14 protein-coding genes are annotated in these 16,667 nt (G+C 75.0%); 7 read left to right on the plus strand and 7 right to left on the minus strand.

Annotated features, from left to right (window positions below; genetic code table 11):
* Positions 1-55: 55 nt before the first annotated feature.
* Together ACWGL3_RS14960 and ACWGL3_RS14965 are read right to left on the minus strand one after the other, a co-directional pair.
* Positions 56-787: a TrmH family RNA methyltransferase gene (locus ACWGL3_RS14960; protein ID WP_267948173.1), complete on the minus strand. Its 732-nt coding sequence runs from the start codon at positions 785-787 to the stop codon at positions 56-58.
* 115 nt (positions 788-902) lie between these two features.
* Complete coding sequence (locus ACWGL3_RS14965) at positions 903-1,289, minus strand: DUF3054 domain-containing protein (protein WP_267948174.1); 387 nt, start codon at positions 1,287-1,289, stop codon at positions 903-905.
* 327 nt (positions 1,290-1,616) lie between these two features.
* On the opposite strand from ACWGL3_RS14965, the gene ACWGL3_RS14970 reads away from it, so the two are divergent.
* Both ACWGL3_RS14970 and ACWGL3_RS14975 read left to right on the plus strand, forming a co-directional pair.
* Positions 1,617-3,377 (plus strand): serine/threonine-protein kinase, encoded by a 1,761-nt coding sequence (locus ACWGL3_RS14970; protein ID WP_267948175.1) that lies wholly within the window; start codon positions 1,617-1,619, stop codon positions 3,375-3,377.
* Positions 3,378-3,400: 23 nt separating this feature from the next.
* Positions 3,401-5,263: a serine/threonine protein kinase gene (locus ACWGL3_RS14975; protein ID WP_452461417.1), complete on the plus strand. Its 1,863-nt coding sequence runs from the start codon at positions 3,401-3,403 to the stop codon at positions 5,261-5,263.
* Between the two features lie 69 nt (positions 5,264-5,332).
* Here ACWGL3_RS14975 and ACWGL3_RS14980 read toward each other — a convergent pair whose 3' ends face one another.
* Positions 5,333-7,552 (minus strand): S9 family peptidase, encoded by a 2,220-nt coding sequence (locus ACWGL3_RS14980; RefSeq protein ID WP_267948177.1) that lies wholly within the window; start codon positions 7,550-7,552, stop codon positions 5,333-5,335.
* A 305-nt stretch (positions 7,553-7,857) separates the two neighbouring features.
* Here ACWGL3_RS14980 and mshB point away from each other — a divergent pair, with 305 nt between their 5' ends.
* Together mshB and ACWGL3_RS14990 are read left to right on the plus strand one after the other, a co-directional pair.
* Positions 7,858-8,724 (plus strand): N-acetyl-1-D-myo-inositol-2-amino-2-deoxy-alpha-D-glucopyranoside deacetylase, encoded by an 867-nt coding sequence (gene mshB / locus ACWGL3_RS14985; RefSeq protein ID WP_267948178.1) that lies wholly within the window; start codon positions 7,858-7,860, stop codon positions 8,722-8,724.
* Positions 8,725-8,762: 38 nt separating this feature from the next.
* Positions 8,763-9,269, plus strand: a complete 507-nt coding sequence (locus ACWGL3_RS14990) for a hypothetical protein (protein ID WP_267948179.1) — start codon at positions 8,763-8,765, stop codon at positions 9,267-9,269.
* 71 nt (positions 9,270-9,340) lie between these two features.
* On the opposite strand, the gene ACWGL3_RS14995 is transcribed toward ACWGL3_RS14990, so the two are convergent.
* From ACWGL3_RS14995 to ACWGL3_RS15005, 3 genes are all read right to left on the minus strand, one after another.
* Positions 9,341-10,399: a site-2 protease family protein gene (locus tag ACWGL3_RS14995; RefSeq protein WP_267948180.1), complete on the minus strand. Its 1,059-nt coding sequence runs from the start codon at positions 10,397-10,399 to the stop codon at positions 9,341-9,343.
* A 101-nt stretch (positions 10,400-10,500) separates the two neighbouring features.
* Complete coding sequence (locus ACWGL3_RS15000) at positions 10,501-11,862, minus strand: hypothetical protein (RefSeq protein WP_267948181.1); 1,362 nt, start codon at positions 11,860-11,862, stop codon at positions 10,501-10,503.
* Positions 11,863-12,069: 207 nt separating this feature from the next.
* Positions 12,070-12,327, minus strand: a complete 258-nt coding sequence (locus tag ACWGL3_RS15005) for a putative acetyltransferase (protein ID WP_267948182.1) — start codon at positions 12,325-12,327, stop codon at positions 12,070-12,072.
* Positions 12,328-12,509: 182 nt separating this feature from the next.
* On the opposite strand from ACWGL3_RS15005, the gene fdxA reads away from it, so the two are divergent.
* Together fdxA and dapC are read left to right on the plus strand one after the other, a co-directional pair.
* Positions 12,510-12,830 (plus strand): ferredoxin, encoded by a 321-nt coding sequence (fdxA, locus tag ACWGL3_RS15010; protein ID WP_013154907.1) that lies wholly within the window; start codon positions 12,510-12,512, stop codon positions 12,828-12,830.
* 170 nt (positions 12,831-13,000) lie between these two features.
* On the plus strand, positions 13,001-14,110 hold the full coding sequence (gene dapC, locus ACWGL3_RS15015; protein ID WP_267948183.1) for a succinyldiaminopimelate transaminase: 1,110 nt from the start codon (positions 13,001-13,003) through the stop codon (positions 14,108-14,110).
* Between the two features lie 235 nt (positions 14,111-14,345).
* Here the strand turns inward: dapC and ACWGL3_RS15020 are convergent, their stop codons facing one another.
* Positions 14,346-15,227 carry a hypothetical protein gene (locus ACWGL3_RS15020; RefSeq protein ID WP_267948184.1) on the minus strand — a complete coding sequence of 294 codons (882 nt, stop codon included), beginning with the start codon at positions 15,225-15,227 and terminating at the stop codon, positions 14,346-14,348.
* A 199-nt stretch (positions 15,228-15,426) separates the two neighbouring features.
* On the opposite strand from ACWGL3_RS15020, the gene ACWGL3_RS15025 reads away from it, so the two are divergent.
* The gene (locus ACWGL3_RS15025) at positions 15,427-16,263 is read left to right on the plus strand and encodes a 2,3,4,5-tetrahydropyridine-2,6-dicarboxylate N-succinyltransferase (RefSeq protein ID WP_267948185.1); all 837 of its coding nucleotides are present in this window, start codon (positions 15,427-15,429) and stop codon (positions 16,261-16,263) included.
* Positions 16,264-16,667 lie beyond the last annotated feature (404 nt).

The raw sequence follows: 16,667 nt of genomic DNA on the forward strand, positions 1-16,667 counted from the left end.
GCGCACTGCTCTCTGGTAGGGGGCGGCCTCACGCACATGGTAGATCACGGAACCATCACGGCAGCGCCTCGGCGGGTGTGGCGCAGGCCTGTCCGGACACCGGCTGGTCGAAGACGTGGGCCCGCACCCAGGCGTGCATCGCGATCGCGGCCGCCGCGCCGGCGTTGATCGACCGCGTCGAACCGAACTGGGCGATCGACAGCACCGCCCGGCACACCTTCCGCACCTCCTCGGACAGCCCCGGACCCTCCTGCCCGAACACCAGGACGGCGTCCCTCGGCAGCGGGTAGGTCTCCAGCGGCACGGCGCCCGGCAGGTTGTCGATCCCGATCAGGGGGAGCCCGCGCTCCTCGGCCCACGCCACCAGGGCGTCCGTGTCGGGGTGGTGGTGGACGTGCTGGTAGCGGTCGGTGACCATCGCCCCCCGCTTGTTCCACCTGCGGCGGCCGACGATGTGGACCGCCGCGCACCCGAACGCGTTGGCGGTGCGTACGACCGAGCCGATGTTGAAGTCGTGCGACCAGTTCTCCACGGCGACGTGGAAGGGGTGGCGGACGGTGTCGAGGTCCGCGACGATCGCCTCGCGCCGCCAGTACCGGTAGCGGTCCACGACGTTGCGGCGGTCGCCCCCGGCCAGGAGGTCGGGGTCGTAGTGGTCGCCCTCGGGCCACGGTCCGGACCAGGGGCCCACACCGACCTCGCGTGCCTCGTCCTCGCCGTTGCCGTCGGGCGCGTCGGACGCGACCGAGGAGGGGAGGGTGGCCTGGGGTGCGGGATGCTCGTTCATCCGTTCCAGCTTACGAACCCCCGGCGCCTCCTCGGCGGGGCGCCGCCGTCCCCTCGGCCGCCGCTCCGCCGGCCGCTCTCGGGGCGATCACCGGGTCTGTGGCCGGATCAGGCCCTCAGCCGCCGCTCCGCGGGCCGCTCTGCCGGCTCCGTGCGACGAGGAGGGCCGCCGCGCGCCAGCCGAGCATGGCCGCGGCCAGGAACAGGGACGTGACGACGACGAAGCTGAACGGCGCGCCCTCGCCGGTCAGCAGGCGCAGCACCATCCCGCCCGCCACCGTCACGGCCCACACGAACAGGCCGACCGGCCAGATCCGGTCGGGGGCCCTCCAGCCCAGGGTGACCGCCCACCCCAGGACCGTTCCGGCCAGGAACGGCCAGGCCGTGCCCCAGATCCCCGCGAGGGCGGTCCCGGACTCGTGGTCGACCCTGCCGATCACGACGAAGACGAGCACACAGACCAGGTCGGCCGCGAAGGCGAGCGGCGCCGCATACGAACGCATGCCAGCAGGCTAACGGGCCGGCCGGAACCGTTGCCGGTGGGGTGTGAGGGCCCCTGACCTGGGTGGTCCCGTACCCGGAGCCGAACCTCGCCCCAGGGGCAAGAGCACCGGGAGGGGGCCGCCAACCCTTCCGGTCAGTACGATCGGGACCCGCCCCCGGCCCGCCGGGCGGGGCCGCGGCGCCCGCGGAGCCGGCCCGTGCGCCGGGCGGGCGGAGAAGGGCGAACCCGCCCGGCCCACGGGGCATCGACATAGGAGGGGACGGCCCCGGGGCCGACCCCGGACCGTCCCGGACACACCCCCACCGAGTCACAGATCGGCCGTGGAATGCCCCCTTCACCGCTCCCCGCGGACCCCGCGCCGCCCCCCGGCCTCCCCGCCGGGGTGCACCCCCTCACCGCCGGCGAACCCCGCCGGGTGGGCCCCTACCGCGTGGTCGGCCGGATCGGCTCGGGCGGCATGGGCACGGTGTACGCCGCACTGGACGACCACGACCGCCCCGCCGCGGTCAAGCGCGTCCACCGGCCCTTCGCGGCCGACGCCGAGTTCCGTGCCCGGTTCGCCCGCGAGGTCGCGCTGGTCCGCCGGGTCAGGTCCGCCGGAGTGCCGCGCTTCCTGGGCACCGACACCGGCGCGGAGGTGCCCTGGCTGGCCACCGAGTACGTCGCGGGCCCCGTCCTCCACGAGCACGTCGGGCGCTGCGGCCCGCTCACCGGGCCCACCCTCACGGTGTTCGCGGCGGATCTCGCGGAGGCACTCGCGGCGATCCACGCGGTGGGCGTGGTGCACCGGGACCTCAAGCCGGGCAACGTCATCCTGTCCTCCGACGGGCCCAAGGTGCTGGACTTCGGCATCGCGCGGGCGGCCGAGGAGACCGCGCTGACCCGGACCGGCGGCCTGGTCGGCACCCCCGGCTGGATCGCCCCCGAGCAGTACGCGGGCGAGGACGCCACCGACCGCTCCGACATGTTCGCCTGGGGCGCGCTCGTCGCCTTCGCCGCCACCGGCCGCCACCCCTTCGGAGCCGGGGGGACGGACACCACGGCCTCCCGGATCCTCCACGACCCCCCGGAGCTCGGCGGTGTCCCCGCCGGGCTCCGGGAGCTCCTGGCACGCGCCCTCGACAAGGATCCCGCGCGCCGGCCGGGGGCGGCCGGGGCGGCCCGGGAGGCCGTGGCGCTCCTGCCCGCCCCGGAGCGGACGCCGGGCGGGGCGCGCGGCCGGTCCGACGCCGCGGACGCCGCGCGCCGGGCGTGGACCGGGGTCCGGGCACCGGAGCCCGGGATCGACGAGTGGAGCCGCCACGCCCCTCCCGCCCGGCCCTGGCCGTTGCGCGGGCGCCGCCCGGCGGTGATCGGCGCGGCCGCGACCGTCCTCGTCCTCCTGGCCGGTGCGGGGGCCGGCGTCCTGGCGTCCTCCGGGGGACCGGAGGGGGAGCCCCCCACCGGCGGCGGGGAGGGCGTCCGGACCGCCGGGTCCGGTGCGGCCGCCGGCGCCGAGGACCTGCCGGAGGAGTACCGCGACCTGTACGAGAACGGGCGGATGACGGTGGCGCCCCACGCGGGCCCGGGGGTCGTCCGGAGGCTGGAGCCCGCGCCGGGCGAGCCGGGGGAGGGGCTGGACCAGCTGCGCGTCACCTTCACCGATGCCCGGTACGTCGGCTCGGAGACGGCCGGGTTCGAGTTCACGGTCGGCGTCGAGTACCTCCCCGCGTTCGGCAGCCTGCGGATCGACAACAAGGACTTCGTGCACACCGAGGAGGCCGGGGCGGTCGGGGAGGGGCCGGAACTGGCGTTTCCGAGCACCGCGGGCGTGCTCGCGGAGGTCTCCCCCGAGGACCCCGAGGCCGAGTTCACGGTGACCTTCCTCGGCGGCGACCGGAGGGGGGTCGTCTACTACCTGCCGGACGGGGCCGTGGACGACGGGGACCCGGTCTCCTGGGGGCAGCCGGGCGGGGTCTGCTACGAGGCGGTGACGCCCGAGGTGCCCGGGCTGCCCGAGTCCGTCACGCTCGCCGCGCACGAGCCCCCGGACGACGCCGCCGCGCACAGCTGCGCCTTCACGGGAGAAGCGGAGGACCTCGGATGAAGCACGGAGGCGGAGGACACGGGGTGACCGCTGCCCAACCCCCCGAGTTCGACCGGAACCGCCTCCCCCACGGCGTCGATCCGCCCGCCAAGGGGGATCCGGAGACCATCGGTTCCTACCGCGTCGTCGGACGCGTCGGCACGGGGGGCATGGGCGCCGTCTACGCGGGCGTCGACCCGGCCGGGGGCTGCGCGGCCGTCAAGGTGATCCACCCGCAGTTCGCGGTCGATCCGGTGTTCCTCGCCCGGTTCGCCCGCGAGGTGGACCTCGTGTCCCGGGTGCGGGCGACGTGCACGGCGGCCTTCTACGGCGCGGACGTCCGGTCGCCGACCCCGTGGATGGCCACGGAGTACGTGCCGGGGCGCACGCTGCGGCAGCACGTGCGGGAGCGGGGGGCTTTGGACGGCGGCCTCCTGCTGGCGCTCGCGGTGGGGCTGGCGGAGGCGCTCGCGGCGATCCACGCGGCGGGCGTGGTGCACCGGGACCTGAAGCCGGGCAACGTGATCCTGTCGCCGGACGGGCCCAAGGTGCTGGACTTCGGCATCGCGCGGGCGGTCGACGCGACCGCGCTGACCCGGACCGGCGGCCTGGTCGGCACACCGGGGTGGATCGCTCCCGAGCAGTACGCGGGCGAGGACGCCTCGGAGCGCTCCGACATGTTCGCCTGGGGCGGGATGGTCGCCTTCGCCGCCACCGGCCGGAACCCGTTCGGGACCGGGAACCAGGAGGCCCTGATCCACCGCACCCGCCAGGAGGAGCCCGACCTGGACGGGGTCGCGCCCGAACTGCTGGACCTCGTGCGGCGGGCGATGGACAAGGACCCGGGCCGGCGTCCGACCGCGGCACAGGCGCTCGCCGAGCTCACCGGGGGGTGGAGCGCCACCAGGGTCCGACCGGCCGGACGGGAACTGCCGACCCTGGTCGTGCCCGACCTGATCGCCACCGAGTGGAGGGGCGTGGACGCGCCCGGGACGCGTCGGGTACGGCGCTTCCGCACGGGGAGGGCGCTCACCGCGGTCGGGGCGGCACTGCTGGTCCCGGCGCTCCTGGCGGTGTGGATGTTCGCGCGCCCCGATGCCCGGGACGACGGCGGGACGGCGGGCGGGACGCCTCCCGGCCAGGAGGGCTCCGCCCCGACCGCCGACACGGGGATCTCCGTGGAGGACGGCCCGGGGAGCGTCGCCAGGGCCGTCGACCTGGCGCTGGGGGCGTCCAGCTTCGACGCGTACTCGAGCACGGTCACGAACCAGCCGGGCGGATACCCCACGCGGTTCAGGTACACGGAGGACCCCCGGCCCCTGTACCAGCGCACCTCCTGGGGAGGCCCGGCCCTCAACGAGCTCCTGGTGGTCGGAGAGGGGCCGGACGACACCGTCCACCGGTACACCCTCTACGACACGGAGACCCAGGGCTTCCCGGACCGGGGCTACTTCCGGGGCGGCGAGGGCCTCGGGATCGACCCCGACCGGGGTGCGCTGGTGGAGGACCTCGCGTGGATCGCGGAGTCCGGCGCCGAGGTGGAGTACCTGGGCGAGCGCGCGCTCCCGGTCGGCGAGGACGACACCACGGAGGACGTGGCGGACCTGAGCGGGCTGGTCGGTCGGACGGGACACCACTACAGCGGGTCCTACACCAGGGAGCTCGTGGACACGTACGACGACACGAGCTACGGGGAGCACGACCACACCTTCGAGGTCTGGCTGGACGGGGACGGGTACCCGCTGGTCTTCCAGAAGTACTACGAGTGGGAGGACCCGGGGTGGGACCCGGTGCCCACGACGACCACGGTCACGTATGTCTCGTTCAACGAGCCGGTGGAGATCAGGGTCCCCGGCGAGGACGAGATCGCCGCGTCCCAGGCGGAGGCGGTGGAGCCCCAGTACTGACGCCGGGTCCGGCCCGCACCGTGCGCGCCCGGGCCCCGGCACGCGTATCGCCGGGGCCCGGGGCGTCCGCTACTCGCCCCGGAGGTTCTCCTTGAGGAACTCCACCTGGAGCAGCATCAGGTTCTCCGCGACGGTCGGGTCGGACGGGGAGTGCGTCACCCCCGACAGCGGCAGCACCGTGTGCGGGCGGCCCGCCGCCATCAGGGCCGACGACATCCTCTGGGTGTGCGCGAACGCCACGTTGTCGTCCGCCAGGCCGTGGATCATCATCAGCGGGCGCTCCAGCTTGGCCGCCTCCTCCAGGAGCGAGCTGCGCACGTACGCCTCCGGGCGCTCCTGCGGGGTGCCCAGGTAGCGCTCGGTGTAGTGGGTGTCGTACAGCTCCCAGTCGATCACCGGCGCGCCCGCCACCGCCGCGTGGAACACGTCCGGGCGGCGCAGCACCGCGAGCGCGGCGAGGAACCCGCCGAACGACCAGCCGTGGATGCCCACGCGCGCGGTGTCCAGGAAGGGGAAGCGGGCCGCCGCGTCCCGCAGGGCCGCCACCTGGTCGTCCAGCACCGGCGCCGCCAGGTCGAGGTGGATGCTCTGCTCCCACTCCACCCCGATCCCCGGGGTGCCGCGGCCGTCCGCGATGAGCACCGCGAAGCCCTGCTCCGCGTACCACTGGGCGGTCAGGTAGGCCCCGCGCGCGTTGAGGACCCGCTGGGCGTGCGGTCCCCCGTAGGGGGCCATCAGCACGGGGAGCGGACGGAGGTCCTCGCGGTACCAGGACGGCAGGACGAGCGCGGTCGGGATCCGCCGCTCGCCGGCGCGCCAGAACTCCACCCTCGGCTCGGGGAGCTCCGGCGCCTCCGCGAGGCTGGGGATCTCGGAGTACGCCCGCCGCGTCTCGGTGTCGGCGTTGCGCACGACCACGGTGCGCACCCCGGCGAAGTCCATCGACCGGTGCTGGACGACGAGGGTGCCGCCGCGCAGCCTCCCGGAGCGCAGGCCGCTGTGGGCCCCCGAGTCGGCGGACCGGGAGCAGCCGTGCCCGGGGACCTCCACCGGCGCCGACAGGCCGGTGGCCAGGTCCACCAGCCACAGGGACACGTCGCCGGGGCTCCCAGCGGGCGAGCCCGTGTAGAGGACGCGGTCGCCGTCCACGTCGACGACCCCGCGCACGTACACGTCGGCGGGGCTGACGGGCGTGCCGCCGACGTACACGCGCCGCTCACCGGGCCCGTCGGGCCCCTCGGGCCCGCGGGCGATCCACACCAGGTCCCCGGAGGCGGTGTGGGCGGGCACGCCCGGCATCAGCTCGACCCACACGCCGTCGGTGTCGGTGCGCACCTCGGCGACCAGGCCGGTGGCCGGGTCGGCGCTGAGGAGGGTGAGCGAGCGCTGGCCGCGGTCCTGCGCGGTGAGGACGACGGTGGGGGTGCCGTCGGGGCCGGTGGTCCAACCGACGGTCGACAGGTAGGGGAAGGCCTCCCGGTCCCACTCCACCCAGGTGGGGGAGGGGCGGCCGTCCCGCCGGTACGCCCCCGCCGAACCGACCGGGAACACGGCCAGGCGCACGTCCGCGTTGACGCCCCCCGCCGGCGGGTAGCGCAGCGCCGTCGGCTCCTGGCCGGGGCGGCCGGGGTCGGAGACGTACCAGGTGTTCACCGCGGACTCGTCCACGCGGGCGACGGCCAGCGAGGAACCGTCCGGAGCCCACCAGAAGCCCCGGTAGCGGCCCATCTCCTCGGCGGCGACCAGCTCGGCCAGACCCCAGGTGACGTGGTCGCCGTCGGGCTCGGCGACCACCCTGTCGCCGTGGTCGGACTCGGCCGCGGCGACGTCGATGACGCGCACGGCCCCACCGCTGACGTAGGCGACGCGGTCGCCCGCCGGACTGATCCGCGGGTCCACGACAGGGGTGGCCGCGGGCAGCTCGCGGGGCGCGCCGCCGTCGCCGACCAGGTCGACGTAGAACAGCCGCCCGGACAGGGTGAAGACCGCCCTGGTGAAGGCGTCGTCCACCGAGTAGGACACGATGCCGCCGCCGCTCTCGCGGAGGCGCTCACGGCGGGCCCGCTCCTCCGGGGGGAGGTTCTCGTCGTCGGCGCCCAGGGCCTTGGGGTCGGCGACCACCGACTCGGTCCCGGCCTCCGTCTCGTGCACCCACAGGCACGTGCCCGTGTCTACTCCGTCGCGCCCCCGGAGGAAGGCGACGCGTTGTCCGTCCGGCGAGATCTGGAACGCGCGCGGAACACCGATCGTGAAGCGTTGGGTACGGGCCTGTTGGCGAGGAAAACTCATAGGGGGATTGTGTCCCATGCCGCGCCCGGGCGGGGGCGCGTCCCCTCCCCACCGGCCACGACGCGCGGAGGTCCGCGCCGGGCGGCGTCCCGGGGGCCGCACCCGCCCTCTCGCGCCTCAGGAGGCCTCCGGAGGCCGCCGGGGGGTGCCCCGCGCGTGCCGCGTCCCCGCCCCCGTGCGCCGCAGGAGGCGCGCTCCGGCTCCGCGCCCGCACCCCGTCGCACCGGGCGGGGTTCCGGACCCCGGTCGGACACGGGTGTGTGAAGGTCACGCCATGTCGTGATGCGACCGGTATCGTTCGCTATGTGACTGACAGGCGACTGATGATGGTGCACGCGCACCCCGACGACGAGAGCATCGTCACGGGTGCGACGCTGGCGAAGTACGCGGCCGAGGGGGCCGGCGTCACCCTGGTGACCTGCACCCTCGGTGAGGAGGGCGAGGTCATCCCCGACGACCTCGCGCACCTGGCCGCCGACCGCGACGACACCCTGGGCAGCCACCGGACCGGCGAGCTGGAGAAGGCCTGCGTCGCCCTGGGCGTGCGCGACCACCGGTTCCTCGGCGGCGCCGGCCGCTACAGGGACTCGGGCATGGCGGGCGGTCCCGCCAACGACCACCCGAAGGCGTTCGCGGGGGCCGACCCGGAGGCCGCCGCGACGATGCTCGCGGAGATCATCCGCGAGGTCAGGCCGCACGTACTGGTCAGCTACGACGAGTACGGCGGCTACGGGCACCCGGACCACGTCCAGGCGCACCGGATCACCCGGCGCGCGTGCGCCCGGGCCGGTGAGCGCTCCATGGCGGGCACGCCCTGGCAGGTCGGCAAGCTCTACGCGATCGCCCAGCCGGTGTCCGTGATCGAGGCGTCGATCGCGCGGCTCAACGAGGAGGCGGGCCCGTTCACGCCGCCCGCCCAGGTGTCCGACATCGCGCGCGGCACCCCGGACGAGCTGGTGACCACGCGCGTCGACGCGGGGGCGCACTGGGCGGCGAAGGCGATGGCCATGCGGGCGCACGCCACGCAGATCACCGTGGACGGCGGGCGGTTCGCCCTGTCGAACGGCATCGCGCAGGAGATCGACGCCGTCGAGTACTTCACACTGCTGCTGGGGCCGGCGCCGCGCGTCCGGCCGGGGGAGTACGAGACGGACCTGTTCTCGGGGCTGTGATCCCGGGCGGTCCGGGCGACCGTCTACCCTCGTCTGCTGTGAGCACACCTGAGTCCACCGGGGCCGGAGAGCGGAGACCGCCCCGGACGTCCCTGTCGCCGCTGCTGACCGCGGCCACCTTCGCGGTCCTGCTGCTGCTCGGCGCCCTCCTGGGCCTGCTGTCCACGACCGGCGCCGGCTGGCTCACCCGCTACTGGGACGCGGGCCGGCCCGCGACCCTGCTGTCGGTGGCGGGGCTGGTGGCCTTCCTGGCGCTCCTGTACGGGGCGGGCCGCCTGTGCGCGTGGGGGACCCGGGGCCCGTCCGGGGCTGTGGCCTTCGCGGTGGGGTTCCTGGCGGTGCTGATCGCCCTGGTCAGCTACCTCCCCGGCGGTGACGCCGTCCTCAGGAACCACCTCATGCACAACGCGTACATGTTCGGGACGATGCTGGTCCTGGCGATCTCCGTGGTCCGCAGCGGGATCTTCCTGCCCCCGACCCCGCAGGGCGGCGCCCGGCCGCAGGAGCGGCCCCCCGCGGGCGCGCACCCGCCGAACGGGGACTGACCCCGGCGTCGGGCCGTACACGGGGAGAGGACCCCGGGGCGATCCCCGGGGTCCTCTCCCCGTGTACGGGCTCAGGCCCAGAACTGCAGCAGGAGCTCTCCGTAGAAGGCGATCCCGGGGAACACCGGATTGGGCAGGACCAGGTCGAACAGGCCGTACACCAGGTTCACCATGACCTCCCTGACCCCGGGGAACCACAGGACGGCGAACACGGCCACGGAGCCGAACAGGGCGTTGCGGCGGGCGGCGGGGACCCACGGCGCGCGGTGCGCCGCCGCGGCCAGCACCTCGAAGCCGTCCAGGCCCGGGACGGGCAGCAGGTTGACGAGGGCGGCGGTCAGGTTCGCGAAGGACAGCAGCGCCATCGCGGCGATCGCCCAGTTGGTGGTGTCGTTGCCGGGGGGGACCAGGACGGTCACGACGGCGGCGAGGACCGCGGACAGCAGGAGGCTGGCCAGCGGGCCGGCGAGCGCCACCGCGGCGCGTCGGCCGCGCGACGGGATGCGGTCCCAGTCGACGTAGGCGGGCGGCCCGGTCATGCCGAAGGCCCCCAGGCCCAGGTAGAGCGAGGGCAGCACGAGCCCGGCGAAGGCCTGCTCGTAGGCGAACGGGTTGAGCCTCAGGTAGGCGCTCCCGCGCAGCGAGCGGTCCCCGGCCAGGTAGGCCGCGAGCGCGTGCGCGAACTCGTGGACGGCCGAGGAGACGATCCACCCGAGCAGGATGAGCAGGGGCGGGATCAGCGGGGTGACGCTCGCGCCCTCGGCGGCCCAGTCGAGTTCGACCGCGCGCCAGGAGAGCCAGCCGGCGAACCCCGTGAGCCCCAGCAGCAGGACGAACACCGGGCTGGGCAGGAAGTCGAGCCGGCTCGGGGCCGGGGCGCCCTCCGCGGGCGCGCCGTCGTCCCCGGGGGGGTCCTCCGCGTCCGCGGTGTCCCCGCCGGGCCCGGGAGCCCCTGTGCCCCCCTCCCCGGAGGACGCCGGTTCGTCGTCGTCCCCGCCCAGGTCGGGGCGGTTGAGGGCGCCCTCGGGCATCCTGTCCCACGGGTCGACGCCGGGCGCCTCGTCCGCGCCCCGGTCGGGTCCGGGCGCGTCGGTCGTCTCCGCCTTCTGGGGCGGTTCGGGCGTGGGCATGGTGCTCCTGCTGGTCGCGGGTGGGTCGCGCTCCAGATTAGGCCCTGGGCGGGACCCGTGCGCAGCGGGTGCGGCACAGGGGGGCGGGGCGGCGCGGGGGCCTACACGACCGCCCGGGGGGCCACCGCCGACTGGTGCAGGCACGCGACCGCGAAGGCGCGGCCGGGCGCCGTCAGCTCCCGGTGCCCGGCGCCGTCGTCCTCGCCGAGCAGGCCGAGGGTCTCCAGCAGCCAGCACACCGCCATCACCAGCGCCCGCACCCGGTCCGAGGCGGCCTCGGCGGTCCGCCGGTGCGAGGCGGCGTGCCGGCCCGACGCGAGCGGCGGCTCCGGCGGCACCCAGCCCGACTCGGTCAGCGTCCTCTCGGCCGCCTCCACGTCCGACTCGCGCCGGCGCTCGTGCGAACCGCCGCCCTGCGGGGAGCGGGACAGCAGCATGCCCAGGAGCGTCTCCGCCGCCGCCTGCTCCAGTCCGCCGGTTCGGCACAGGGTCTCGGTGGAGGCCCGCCACAGCGCCTCGGGGTCCTCGCGCAGCTGCCGCCCGCGCCGGGTCAGGACGAGCCGGCGCCCCGAGCGGCGCACGGCGCGCATGCCCCGCAGCGCCTGGTGCAGGGCGATCAGCTGGGTCGCGTCCGTCTCGCTGCGCGGGGGTTCCGGGGTGGTCCGCCAACCGAAGTCCGCGCACATCTGGCGGACCACGCCCGGCGAGATGTAGCCGATCTGGGTGAGGGCGATGCCGTCGGCGGCGAGGTCCAGCAGCCGTTGCAGCGGCGCCATCGACCGGTCCGCCGCGCGCGGCACGTCCGCGCCGGCGATGATCTGCCCGACGAGCGGCCACAGCCGCTGCCGGTGCGGGTGCGCCGACGAGCTGAGCCACGCGCGGACCCGCTCCTCCCGCACCAGGTCCAGGTGGCTCAGGCCCCGCCGTCCCGGGCGGGTCAGGAAGGAGCGCGTGAACTGCTCCTGGGCCGGACGCCACCCGCGCTTTCCCGGCCTGACGTCGCCCAGGGAGATGGCCAGCTCCAGGGCGGCCGAGGTCTCGTCGCGGGCGCGGATCTCCGCGTCGCCGACCGCGGTGCCCCACGTGAGCTCGGGGAGGTCCGGGGGCTCGACCCCGGACTCCCACATGAGCCGCTCGTACATGGCCAGCCCCGCCGCGTGGTCCTCGGAGTAGACGGCGAGCAGGGAGGAGGTCTCCTGCGCCGAGCAGATCTGCGCGTACCGGTAGAGCTGGAGGAGGGAGAAGAGGCTGCCGAGGGAGCGCACGGCGAACAGCTGCTCGTCGGCGGAGTCCTGGAAGCGGACCGGGAGCTCGAACCAGCAGAACCGCTGGACGGCGTGCTGGTTGAGCCTCTCGAGCTCCTGGTCCGGCGCCAGGGCGTCCAGCGCCGCCCGTGCCGTGTCGGCGGCCCGCTCGTCCCGTCTGGCCAGCTCGGCGAGGGCGGACGCTACTGCTTCGCGCATGACGGGCGCTCACCACCTCCCCGCGTACCCGCGCCCGTCCGCGCGGTGTTCCGCGGGGGGCGCGTTGTCTCGTTCGTCTGTCCCCGGGAGGGTCGGGCCGGGACCCGCTCCGGGACTGTGCGTCTCCTACCCCGCACGGGGCGAAGAATGCCTGTGCTCAGGCACGTGTGGACGCCGCGCCCGGCGCCGTCCGGCCCGCAGCGGGGCTCAGGCCGTCCTCGGGGGAGGACCGCCGCGGCGGCGCGGGGGCACCGGCGGAACGACGCGGCTGGCGGCGACGGCCGACTCCTCGACCTCCACCGCGGAGCCGTCGCGCCGGCGCACGGTGATGACGCCGCCGTCCCAGGACTCCACGACCCCGACGATATCGGTGAACCCGCCCCCGGGGAGGGTTGTGCGTACGGAGACCCGGCGGCCCACGTCCTCCGGGGTTATCCGGTGGACGAGACGTCCTCCCATGTGCATCGAACGAGCCCCCCGATTGTGCGCAGGTTGTTCTTCGCCGCCATACTAGGAGGACGACATCTGTGCCATTTGCTTGCAGAGCCCGGGAGCAGGGCATAGGCGCCCGCACGCCGAACCCGGTCCGGGGTTCTCAAGGTCCCCGCCTCCCCCGTGGAAAGCGGGGGTGAGACAAGGAGTACGACGTGACCTACGTCATCGCGCAGCCCTGTGTTGATGTGCTGGACAAGGCGTGCATTGACGAGTGCCCCGTGGACTGCATCTACGAGGGCGACCGCATGCTCTACATCCACCCGGACGAGTGCGTCGACTGCGGTGCGTGCGAGCCGGTCTGCCCGGTCGAGGCCATCTACTACGAGGACGACCTGCCCGAGCAGTGGTCCGACTTCTACAAGGCCAACGTCGACTTCTTCGACGACCTGGGGTCCCCGGGCGGCGCCTCGAAGGTCGGCAAGATCGACCGCGACCACCCGCTCGTCGCGAAGCTGCCCCCGCAGGCCGAGTAGCCGCGCAGTCCGCGTTCCGGCCCGACAGGGGCCGAGCCGCCACCGCACCCCCCTGGCGCAGAGGGTGCGCGGGCGTGGGTCACCCGTGCGGTGACGTGTCGCGCCGACCCCCTCCGGCGGGTCGGCGCGATTGCTGTGCGAACCGAAACCGATGGATGGAGTGTGCACCGATGGCCGAGCGGCGACCCGTGGCGGACCGGCTCCCGACCTTCCCGTGGGACCGGCTGGCGCCGTACAAGCGCACGGCCGCGGCGCACCCCGGCGGCATCGTGGACCTGTCCGTCGGCACGCCGGTCGACCCGGTCCCGGCCTCCCTCCGCAAGGCCCTGTCCGACGCCTCGGACTCGCCCGGATACCCGCTGACCTGGGGAACGCCCGAGCTGCGGGCCTCCATCCGCGGCTGGCTGTCGCGCCGCCACGGCGTGGACGTCGCCGAGGGCGCGGTGCTGCCCACCGTCGGCTCGAAGGAGCTCGTCGCGTGGCTGCCGACCCTCCTCGGCCTCGGGGCGGGCGACACGGTCGTGCACCCCGCACTGGCCTACCCGACCTACGACGTCGGCGCCCGGATCGCCGGTGCGACCCCGGTCGCCTCCGACGGCCTGACGGCGCTGGGCCCGGCCCCGGCGGGACTGGTGTGGGTGAACTCGCCCAGCAACCCGACCGGGCGCGTCCTGGGCGTCCCGCACCTGCGCAAGGTCGTGGAGTGGGCCCGCGAGCGCGGGGCCGTGGTGGCCTCCGACGAGTGCTACCTGGACCTCGGCTGGGACGGCGCGGAACCGGTGTCGATCCTGCACCCGGACGTGTCGGGCGGATCGCACGACAACCTGCTCGCGGTGCACTCGCTCTCCAAGCGCTCCAACCTGGCCGGCTACCGGGCGGCCTTCGTCGCCGGGGACCCCGCCCTGGTCGGAGAGCTGCTGGCGGTGCGCAAGCACGCCGGGATGATCGTCCCCGCGCCCGTCCAGGCGGCGATGCGGGCGGCCCTGGACGACGACGCCCACGCCGCCGAGCAGAAGGAGCGGTACCGGGCCCGCCGGGCCCGGCTCCGCGCGGCCCTTGAGGGGGCGGGCTGGCGGATCGAGCACTCCGACGCCGGACTGTACCTCTGGGCGAGCCACCCCCGCCACGACGCCTGGGGCGCGGTCGCGCACCTGGCGGAGCGCGGTGTCCTGGTGGCCCCCGGCGACTTCTACGGCGCCGCGGGGGCGGGACACGTGCGGGTGGCGTTCACCGCCACCGACGAGCGCGTCGGGGCCGCCGTCGAGCGGCTGGCGGAGTAGCGGGACGGTCCCGGGGAACGGGCCCGGCGGCCGTTCCCCGGGACCGCTGCGGACGCACAGGGCCCCGGCGCGCGTTGTGGGTTCTGGCGATCCCTGCAACACCCTGGATTTCAGGGAGTTGCGGGGATCGTGGATTTTGAGGGGTTGAAGGCGAGGTTCTTCGAGGCGCTGGACCGGGAGGACCGCAGTGTCCCGGGGGCTGCCCGGGCGGTCGGGGTGGGCCGCCACACGGCGGTCAGCCCAGGACCACGCGCCCCCGGGTGTCCTCCCCGGCCGCCGTCCACGCCTCGGCGCCGTCCAGGCCGTCCGACGCACGCCACAGCCGGTCACCGTAGGCGACGGAGGTCAGCCCGTACTCCTCGGCGTGCGCGACCGCCCACAGGGCCATGGCCCAGCCGAGGTCGCCGGTCCTCATCGCCTCGTCCGCGTTCAGGGGGAGCTCCGCCGGGTCCACGCCGAAGACCCTCGCCATCTCCTCCTGGGCGCCCGCCGTGTCCGCGTCGCCCGCCCGGAGGGCGTCCAGGCCCTCGGCGTCGTACCAGCAGGTCAGGCTCGGTCCGAGCTCTCCGGTGGTCACCTCGGCCATCCGTGCCGACAGGGCCTCGTGCTGGTCGTAGGCGTAGCCGTCCGCGCTGCGCTGGACCGCCTGGGCGGCCTCGAACACCGGGATCTCCGACCAGTTGTTCACCTCCACCAGCTCGTCGTAGAACGCGCGGGTGGCGAAGACCGGGTCGAGGATCTCCTCCGGCTCGCCCCACTCCTGGGACGGCCGCTGCTGGAACAGGCCGAGGGAGTCCCGGTCGCCGTACTCCAGGTTGTAGAACGCCGTCTCCTGCCACACGGTCGCGAACGCCACGGTCACGGCCTCGGGCGGCAGGTCGCGGCTGAACGCCACCCCGCCCACCGTGGTCGCGCTCACCGCCTGGGCGATCTCCATCTCGTACTTGCCGTCGGACAGCTGCAGACGGCAGCCCGGATCGGGGGCCTCGACGGTGGTCTCGACCGGCTCGAACGTGGTCAGCACGTAGTACGCGCCCGCGACGAGGAGGCCGCACACGAGGAAGAGGGACAACAGGATCTTGACGAAGGCGGAGAGCCTCCGGCGCTTACTGGGCACAGGCGAACCAAGGGTCGGGAGCAGGTGGGGTGCACCACACGGAGAGGAACGTCACCCGTGCCGCGCGGGGCCCGCAGCGAGCCCAGGCCGCATTGTAGTCCGCACCGGGAGGCGGGACGGGGCGGATCCCCGGAGGCGGCCGGCACACACGGGCGGGGGGTACCCCCGCACCTTTCGCGAACCACTAACGTGTGTGCACATGACCAGCTCGTACTCCAGCCCGCTGCCCGACCAGATCGACGAACTCTGGGAGAAGCGCTCCGAACTCACGCCCTCCCACGCCGAGGCGCGCGAGACCATCACCGGCGCCATCGACCTGATCGACGAGGGCAAGGCCCGTGTGGCCTTCGTCGACCCCGCGACCGACGAGGTCGTGGTCGACGAGCGCGCCAAGCGTTCCATCCTCCTCGGCTTCAAGGTCCTGGACATGAAGGAGTCGCAGGTCGGCGACTTCCGCCACCACGACCGCATGCCCCTGAAGACCCGCTTCGACGGCGTCCGCGTCGTCGCGGGGGCGATCGCCCGCTGGGGCTCCTACCTCGCCCCCGGCGTCGTCCTCATGCCGTCCTTCACCAACATCGGCGCCTACGTCGGCTCCGGCACCATGGTCGACACCTGGGCCACGGTCGGCTCCTGCGCCCAGGTGGGCCGGAACGTCCACCTGTCCGGCGGCGTCGGCGTCGGCGGCGTCCTGGAGCCGCCGCAGGCCTCCCCGGTCGTCATCGAGGACGACGCGTTCCTCGGCTCCCGCAGCATGGTCGTCGAGGGCGCCCGCGTGCGCACCGGCGCCAAGCTCGGCGCGGGCACCATCCTGACCTCCTCCACGCGCGTGTTCGACGCCGAGACCGGTGAGGAGCTCGAGCGCGGCGAGGCCCCGGCCTGGTCGGTGTGCGTGACCGCGAACCGGACCAAGAGCTTCCCGGGCGGCGACTTCGGCATGCCGGTCCTGCTGGTGCTCAAGCGCCTCCAGGAGGGCGAGGAGCACGACAAGCTCGCCCTGAACGACCTCCTGCGGGAGCACGGCGTCAACGCCTGACGCGCGTCCGTCGGACCGGCGGGGCACACGCCCGGCGGCACGCCGTCCGCGTCCGGCAGGGGCGCCCTCCGAAGGCGGGGGGCGCCCCTCGCGCGTTCGGGGACCGACCCTCGGTCGGCGGCCCGCCCCCTCCGCCGTGGCCTCGTACCCGTGGCGGGGTCGGACGGGGCGGCCGCCGAGCTCCACGGCCGCCCCCGTCGGGCCCATGGGCGGACCGCCCCGGCCGGGGCACCCGACGAGGGCCTCGTTGCCGCCGCCACGTGGCCCCGGGGCGTCGAGGCCGGCTGCAAGTACGAGATCATCCAGGTCAGAACCCCTCATATCCCACCGGCAACGGTTCCGTCCGGCCCACTAGGGTGGCCGTACGCGCGACCCGCCCGCGCACCCGCCGGGGTGGGCGGGCG

Source organism: Nocardiopsis sp. NPDC055824, from assembly GCF_053616335.1.